Raw genomic sequence first — 7,938 nt, forward strand, 5'->3', positions numbered from 1 at the left:
GAAATGCTGAGTCCGTACATGTCGCCCGTCGAGCGGGTCTGGTTCTACAGCTTGCGCATTCTGTGCGGGCTGATCCTGCTGTTCCTGATCCTGCCGGTGCTGGTGATCATTCCCCTGTCGTTCAACTCTGGCAGCTTCCTGGTCTATCCGCTGCAAGGCTTTTCCCTGCACTGGTACCAGGACTTCTTCGGCTCGGCCGAGTGGATGCGTGCCTTGAAGAACAGCATCATCGTGGCGCCGGCGGCGACCGTGCTGGCGATGGTCTTCGGCACGCTGGCGGCGATCGGCCTGACCCGCGGCGACTTCCCGGGCAAGTCGCTGGTCATGGCCCTGGTGATTTCACCGATGGTGGTGCCGGTGGTGATCATCGGCGTGGCGAGCTACCTGTTCTTCGCCCCGCTGGGATTGGGCAACAGCTTCTTTTCCCTGATCGTGGTGCATGCGGTGCTGGGCGTGCCCTTTGTGATCATTACCGTCTCGGCGACGTTGCAGGGCTTCAACCACAATCTGGTGCGGGCCGCGGCCAGCCTCGGCGCTTCGCCGCTGACAACGTTCCGCCGGGTGACCTTGCCACTGATCGCGCCGGGGGTGATTTCCGGGGCGCTGTTCGCCTTTGCCACCTCGTTCGATGAAGTGGTGGTGACGCTGTTCCTGGCAGGTCCCGAGCAGGCGACGCTGCCGCGGCAGATGTTCAGCGGCATCCGCGAGAACCTCAGCCCGACCATTGCCGCCGCCGCCACGCTGCTGATCGTCTTCTCGGTGATCCTGTTGCTGACCCTGGAGTGGTTGCGCGGACGCAGCGAGAAACTACGTACCACCCAGGTATGAACAAGCTGTCCGATTGTTCCCTCGCGTCTGCGGGGGAACGATCGGCTTGCCATTCATCGTTTGAATAGGCTGAAAAAGGCCAATCCCCGGCTATTCTTGCTCGTGCCCTGATCATCACGACAAGAAGGCTGCGACCATGAGCATTTCCGCATTCAAGATCGCCCATAAACTGATCACCGGCTCCGGCGCCATCGAGCAACTGGCCGATGAACTGACCCGGCTGGATGTCGACAACCCGTTGATCGTGACCGATGCCGCGCTGGTCACCTCCGGTACTGTCGAACTGGCCCTTGCCCATCTGGGCGGACGCAGCTACGAGATCTACGATCGGGTAATGCCCGACCCGGAAATCGCCATTGTCGAAGACTGCATGCAGGTCTACCGCGAAGGTGGGCACGACGGCCTGATCGGCCTGGGTGGCGGCAGCGCTATCGATATCGCCAAGAGTGTCGCCGCCTACGCCGGTTATCACGGCGCCCTCGAGGACCTGTTCGGCGTCGATCAGGTACCGCGCAAAGGCCCGCCGCTGATTGCCATCCCGACCACCGCCGGCACTGGTTCCGAAGTGACCAATGTGGCGATCCTTTCCGACAAGCAGGCGCAACTGAAGAAAGGCATTGTCAGTGACTACCTGCTGCCGGACGTGGCCCTGGTCAGCCCGCAGATGACCCTGACCTGCCCCCGTGGCGTGACCGCCGCCAGCGGTGTCGATGCGCTGGTGCACGCGGTCGAGGCCTACCTGTCGCTCAACGCCTCGCCGATCACCGACGCCCTGGCCATTGGCGCCATCAAGCTGATTGCCAGGGCCTTGCCCAAGGCATATGCCAACCCGGCCAACCTGCCGGCCCGCGAAGACATGGCCACGGCCAGCCTGATGGCCGGCATGGCCTTCGGCAATGCCGGCGTCGGCGCGGTGCATGCCCTGGCCTATCCTCTCGGCGGGCGCTTCAATATCGCCCACGGGGTGAGCAATGCACTGTTGCTGCCGTATGTCATGCAGTGGAACAAGCTGGCCTGTGTCGAGCGCATGCAGGACATCGCCATTGCCATGGGCGTGAATATTGCCGGCCTGAGTACCATCGAGGCGGCGGACAAGGCGGTCGCCGCGATGAGTGAACTGTGTCGCGCGGTGGAGATTCCGGTCGGCCTGAACAGCTTCGGCGTACCCATGGACGCGATCCCGGCCATGGCCGTGGAGGCGGCGGGCATCGAGCGGCTGATGCGCAACAACCCGCGGCGGTTGAGTGCGATGGATATCGAGAAGATCTACCGCGCCGCCTACTGAAGTCGCAGCAAGGCTGCCTGGCGACGGTGCGGCCAATCATCGCGGTCACGGTGCGCGTGGCGAAGCAGGAGGTATACAATGCGCGCCACCGTGATTCTGCTCAAAAAAGGTGCGTCATGCAGCCCTTCGCAATTGCTCCGTCGATTCTCTCCGCCGACTTCGCCCGCCTGGGCCAGGAAGTGGACAATGTTCTCGCCGCCGGCGCCGACATCGTTCACTTCGATGTCATGGACAACCATTACGTCCCCAACCTGACCATCGGCCCGATGGTCTGTGCGGCGTTGCGCAAATACGGCATTACCGCGCCGATCGACGCGCACCTGATGGTCAGCCCGGTAGACCGCATCATCGGCGACTTCATCGAAGCCGGCGCGACCTACATCACCTTCCACCCGGAAGCCACGCTGCACGTCGACCGCTCCCTGCAGATGATCCGCGAAGGCGGTTGCAAGGCCGGCCTGGTGTTCAACCCGGCGACGCCGCTCGACGTGCTCAAGTACGTGATGGACAAGGTCGACATGGTCCTGCTGATGAGCGTCAACCCGGGCTTCGGCGGACAGAAGTTCATTCCCGGCACCCTCGACAAGCTGCGTGAAGCGCGGGCGCTGATCGACGCCTCGGGCCGGGATATCCGCCTGGAAATCGACGGTGGCGTGAATGTGAACAACATCCGCGAAATCGCCGCCGCCGGAGCCGATACCTTTGTCGCCGGTTCGGCGATCTTCAACGCCCCGGACTACCGGGAAGTGATCGAGAAGATGCGCGCCGAACTGGCGCTGGCTCGTCCATGAGCGGCTTCGAGCAGCTCTTTCCGGGCCGTCTGCCCAAACTGGTGATGTTCGATCTGGATGGCACGTTGATCGATTCGGTGCCGGACCTGGCGACGGCGGTGGACAAGATGCTGCTCACCCTGGGACGTCCCGCCGCCGGCCTCGAGGCCGTGCGCGAATGGGTCGGCAACGGTGCCCTGGTGCTGGTGCGCCGGGCACTGGCCGGCGGTCTCGATCATGCGGCGGTGGCCGACAGCGAAGCCGAGCATGCGCTGGAAATCTTCATGGACGCCTATGACGGCGGCCATGACCTGACCACGGTCTACCCCGGCGTGCGCGAAACCCTGAAGTGGATGCAGAAGCAGGGCGTGGAAATGGCCCTGATCACCAACAAGCCCGAACGCTTTGTCGCGCCGCTGCTCGATGAAATGAAGCTGGGGCGGTTTTTCCGCTGGATCATCGGCGGCGATACCCTGCCGCAGCGCAAGCCCGACCCCGCGGCGCTGTTCCATGTGATGAAAATGGCCGGGATTCCGGCATCGCAGTGCCTGTTCGTCGGCGATTCACGCAACGATGTGCAGGCCGCCAAGGCGGCGGGTGTCATCTGCGTGGCCCTCAGCTATGGCTACAACCATGGCCGGCCGATCGCCGAAGAACAGCCGGCGCTGGTCATCGACGACCTGCGGGCACTGATTCCCGGTTGCCTGGAAGCTGGCGCTGAGCTAATGTCGGCGGACTGTCTTCAATCCCCTCCTGGAAACGCCATCGTGGTGGTCACTCGCAAACTCTGGATGAAAGTCATCAAGGCCCTGGCCCGTTGGCGTTGGCGCGCCTGACATGATCCTGGCCGCCTGTGCGGCGCGTTTGCATACCTGACTGTTTGAACCTCAAGCCACGAGGCATATCATGACCCGCGAAGAATTCCTGCGTTTGGCCGCTGCCGGCTATAACCGCATCCCGCTTGCCTGCGAAACCCTGGCCGACTTCGATACGCCGTTGTCGATCTACCTGAAACTGGCCGACCAGCCCAATTCCTATCTGCTGGAGTCGGTGCAGGGCGGTGAGAAATGGGGCCGCTACTCGATCATCGGCCTGCCGTGCCGCACCGTGCTGCGGGTGCATGACCACCGCATCAGCGTGACCCATGACGGCGTCGAGATCGAAAGCTGCGAAGCCGAGGATCCCCTGGCCTTCGTCGAGGAATTCAAAGCCCGCTACAACGTACCGACCATCGCCGGCCTGCCGCGTTTCAACGGCGGCCTGGTGGGCTACTTCGGTTATGACTGCGTGCGCTACGTCGAGAAGCGCCTGGGCAAATGCCCGAATCCGGATCCGCTGGGCGTGCCGGATATCCTGTTGATGGTCTCCGACGCCGTGGTGGTCTTCGACAACCTGGCCGGCAAGATGCACGCCATCGTCCTGGCCGACCCTTCCCAGGACAATGCCTACGAACAGGGCCAGGCTCGCCTGCAGGAGTTGCTGGGGCAATTGCGCCAGCCGATCACGCCACGCCGCGGGCTGGAACTCGACCGGCCGCCGGCCGCCGACCCGGTATTCCGCTCGAGCTTTACCCAGGGCGACTACGAGCGTGCGGTCGATACCATCAAGGAATATATCCTGGCCGGCGACTGCATGCAGGTGGTGCCGTCCCAGCGCATGTCCATCGACTTCAAGGCCGCGCCCATCGACCTGTACCGGGCGCTGCGCTGCTTCAACCCGACGCCGTACATGTACTTCTTCAACTTCGGCGATTTCCATGTCGTCGGCAGTTCGCCGGAAGTGCTGGTGCGGGTCGAGGACAACCTGATCACCGTGCGGCCGATCGCCGGTACCCGCCCGCGGGGCGCCACCGAAGAAGCCGACCGGGCGCTGGAAGAGGACCTGCTGTCGGATGACAAGGAAATCGCCGAGCACCTGATGCTGATCGACCTGGGCCGCAACGATACCGGGCGGGTGTCCGAGATCGGCTCGGTGAAACTCACCGAGAAGATGGTGATCGAGCGCTATTCCAACGTCATGCACATCGTGTCCAACGTCACCGGCCAGCTGAAAAGCGGCCTGACGTCCATGGATGCATTGCGGGCGATCCTGCCGGCGGGCACCTTGTCCGGTGCGCCGAAGATCCGCGCCATGGAAATCATCGACGAACTCGAACCGGTCAAGCGCGGCGTATACGGCGGCGCGGTCGGTTACTACGCCTGGAACGGCAACATGGACACCGCTATTGCCATTCGTACCGCGGTGATCAAGGACGGCGAGCTGCATGTGCAGGCCGGTGGCGGTATCGTCGCCGACTCGGTGCCGGCGCTGGAGTGGGAAGAAACGCTGAACAAGCGTCGCGCGATGTTCCGTGCGGTCGCCCTCGCTGAACAAACCCCCGCGTCCGACGCCTGAGGAGCTTTTTGTCATGTTGCTGATGATCGATAACTACGACTCGTTTACCTACAACGTCGTGCAATACCTCGGCGAGCTGGGCGCGGACGTCAAGGTCGTGCGTAACGACGAACTGACCGTGGCCGAAATCGAAGCCCTCAAGCCTGAGCGCATCGTGGTCTCGCCGGGGCCCTGCACGCCGACCGAAGCCGGTATTTCCCTGGAGGCGATCAGGCATTTCGCCGGCAAGCTGCCGATTCTCGGCGTCTGCCTGGGGCACCAATCCATCGGCCAGGCCTTTGGCGGCGATGTGGTGCGTGCCCGCCAGGTCATGCACGGCAAGACCAGCCCGTTGTTCCACGAAGGCAAGGGTGTGTTCGAAGGTCTCAACCTGCCGTTGACCGTCACCCGCTATCATTCCCTGATCGTCAAGCGCGAAACCCTGCCCGAGTGCCTGGAGCTGACCGCCTGGACGCAACTGGAAGACGGCTCGGTCGACGAGATCATGGGCTTGCGCCACAAGACACTGAACATCGAAGGGGTGCAATTCCACCCCGAGTCGATTCTTTCCGAGCAGGGCCACCAGCTGTTCGCCAACTTTCTCAAGCAGACCGGCGGCACGCGCTAAGGACTTTTCATGGATATCAAGACTGCCCTGAGCCGTATCGTCGGCCATCTGGACCTGAGTACCGAAGAAATGCGCGATGTCATGCGTGAAATCATGACCGGGCAATGCACCGAGGCGCAGATCGGCGCCTTCATGATGGCCATGCGCATGAAGAGCGAAAGCATCGACGAGATCGTCGGCGCGGTATCGGTCATGCGCGAACTGGCGGACAAGGTCGAGCTCAAGAGCCTCGACGGCGTGGTCGACGTGGTCGGCACCGGCGGCGATGGCGCGAATATCTTCAACGTGTCCACCGCCTCGGCCTTCGTGGTCTCGGCGGCCGGCTGTACCGTCGCCAAGCACGGCAACCGCGCGGTTTCAGGCAAGAGCGGCAGCGCCGACCTGCTCGAGGCGGCCGGCATCTACCTGAACCTGACACCGGTCCAGGTGGCACGCTGCATCGACAATGTCGGCATCGGCTTCATGTTTGCCCAGACCCATCACCGTGCGATGAAGCACGCGGCCGGTCCGCGCCGTGATCTCGGCCTGCGCACCTTGTTCAACATGCTCGGCCCGCTTACGAATCCGGCCGGCGTGAAGCATCAGGTGGTGGGCGTTTTCACCCAGGCGCTCTGCCGTCCATTGGCTGAAGTCCTGCAACGCCTGGGCAGCAAGCATGTGCTGGTGGTGCACTCCCAGGACGGCCTGGACGAATTCAGCCTGGCGGCGCCGACCTATGTGGCCGAGCTGAAAAACGATGCAATAACAGAATATTGGGTTCAGCCCGAAGACTTGGGTATAAAAAGCCAGAGTCTGTTCGGCCTGGTGGTGGATAGTCCGGCGGCGTCCCTGGAGTTGATCCGCGATGCGCTGGGTCGCCGCAAAACCGAGAATGGCCAGAAAGCTGCGGAAATGATCGTGCTCAATGCCGGTGCCGCGCTGTATGCCGCCGATCATGCCAGCAGCCTGAAAGAGGGCGTTGCCCTGGCTCACGACGCACTTCACACCGGCCTGGCCCGTGAGAAGCTCGAAGAGCTGGGCGCGTTCACCGCCGTGTTCAAGCAGGAGAATGAAGCATGAGTGTGCCGACCGTTCTGGAGAAGATCCTCGCCCGCAAGGCCGAGGAAGTGGCTGAGCGTCGCGCTCGCGTGAGCCTGGCCGAGCTGGAGAACCTGGCCCGGGCCGCTGACGCACCGCGTGGCTTCGCCAAGGCGCTGATCGAGCAGGCTCGGCTGAAGCAGCCGGCGGTGATTGCCGAAATCAAGAAGGCCTCGCCGAGCAAGGGCGTCATTCGCGAGAACTTCATCCCTGCCGATATCGCCAGGAGCTACGAGAAGGGTGGGGCGACCTGTCTTTCGGTACTCACCGACGTCGATTACTTCCAGGGTTCGGACCTGTACCTGCAACAGGCCCGCGGGGCCTGCAAGTTGCCGGTGATCCGCAAGGACTTCATGGTCGATCCGTACCAGATCGTCGAGGCCCGGGCGATGGGCGCCGACTGTATTCTGCTGATCGTCGCGGCACTGGACGACGGGTTGATGGCCGAGTTGGCCGCGGTCGCCAAGGGCGTCGGCCTCGATGTGCTGGTGGAGTCCCATGACGCCGCCGAACTGGAACGGGCGCTGAAGCACCTCGATACGCCGCTGATCGGTATCAACAACCGTAACCTGCATACCTTCGAAGTCAGCCTCGAAACTACCCTCGACCTGCTGCCGATCGTGCCGCGCGACCGCCTGGTGATTACCGAGAGCGGTATCCTCAATCGTGCCGACGTCGAGCTGATGGAAATCAGCGAGGTGTACTCGTTCCTGGTTGGCGAAGCGTTCATGCGCGCGGAAAGCCCGGGCGACGAGCTGCAGCGACTGTTCTTCCCGGAGCGCGGATCGCCCGTGGTCAGCGGTTCCACCCTCGATTGAATTGAGCTGTTCGTATGTAGGAATGGGCTTGTTTGCTATGTAAGCCTTTATGAGGCGCTTTTGTGGGAGCGGGGGGGGGGGATGGAAACGCGGGAGGGTGGTGGGGCCGATCGTGGGGAAAACACACCGTAAACAAACCAGCACCACACCAAACACTAC

Annotated in this window: 8 protein-coding genes; all 8 read left to right on the top strand. The window is 62.9% G+C overall.

Annotation, left to right across the window (positions count from 1 at the left end; genetic code table 11):
- Positions 1–3 precede the first annotated feature (3 nt).
- The 8 genes from ACL9RJ_RS29330 (at position 4) to trpC (ending at position 7,779) form a co-directional block, all read left to right on the top strand.
- Positions 4–828: an ABC transporter permease gene (locus ACL9RJ_RS29330; RefSeq protein ID WP_017128672.1), complete on the top strand. Its 825-nt coding sequence runs from the start codon at positions 4–6 to the stop codon at positions 826–828.
- Positions 829–964: 136 nt separating this feature from the next.
- On the top strand, positions 965–2,113 hold the full coding sequence (locus ACL9RJ_RS29335; RefSeq protein WP_177084614.1) for an iron-containing alcohol dehydrogenase: 1,149 nt from the start codon (positions 965–967) through the stop codon (positions 2,111–2,113).
- Positions 2,114–2,229: 116 nt separating this feature from the next.
- Positions 2,230–2,904: a ribulose-phosphate 3-epimerase gene (rpe, locus tag ACL9RJ_RS29340; protein WP_177063045.1), complete on the top strand. Its 675-nt coding sequence runs from the start codon at positions 2,230–2,232 to the stop codon at positions 2,902–2,904.
- On the top strand, positions 2,901–3,719 hold the full coding sequence (locus ACL9RJ_RS29345) for a phosphoglycolate phosphatase (RefSeq protein WP_422765905.1): 819 nt from the start codon (positions 2,901–2,903) through the stop codon (positions 3,717–3,719). Before rpe ends, ACL9RJ_RS29345 begins: the two co-directional genes overlap by 4 nt.
- A gap of 70 nt (positions 3,720–3,789) precedes the next feature.
- Entirely contained in the window at positions 3,790–5,277 is a 1,488-nt protein-coding gene (trpE, locus tag ACL9RJ_RS29350) for an anthranilate synthase component I (RefSeq protein WP_177117679.1), read from the top strand.
- Positions 5,278–5,290: 13 nt separating this feature from the next.
- Positions 5,291–5,884, top strand: coding sequence for an aminodeoxychorismate/anthranilate synthase component II (locus ACL9RJ_RS29355; protein WP_017128667.1), 594 nt, complete (start codon positions 5,291–5,293; stop codon positions 5,882–5,884).
- Positions 5,885–5,893: 9 nt separating this feature from the next.
- Positions 5,894–6,943 (top strand): anthranilate phosphoribosyltransferase, encoded by a 1,050-nt coding sequence (gene trpD, locus ACL9RJ_RS29360; protein WP_177084610.1) that lies wholly within the window; start codon positions 5,894–5,896, stop codon positions 6,941–6,943.
- On the top strand, positions 6,940–7,779 hold the full coding sequence (gene trpC, locus ACL9RJ_RS29365; protein WP_017128665.1) for an indole-3-glycerol phosphate synthase TrpC: 840 nt from the start codon (positions 6,940–6,942) through the stop codon (positions 7,777–7,779). The genes trpD and trpC overlap by 4 nt, the downstream gene beginning before the upstream one ends.
- Positions 7,780–7,938 lie beyond the last annotated feature (159 nt).

It is taken from the genome of Pseudomonas sp. Mn2068, from assembly GCF_049319725.1.
GTDB classification, from domain to species: domain Bacteria; phylum Pseudomonadota; class Gammaproteobacteria; order Pseudomonadales; family Pseudomonadaceae; genus Aquipseudomonas; species Aquipseudomonas gingeri.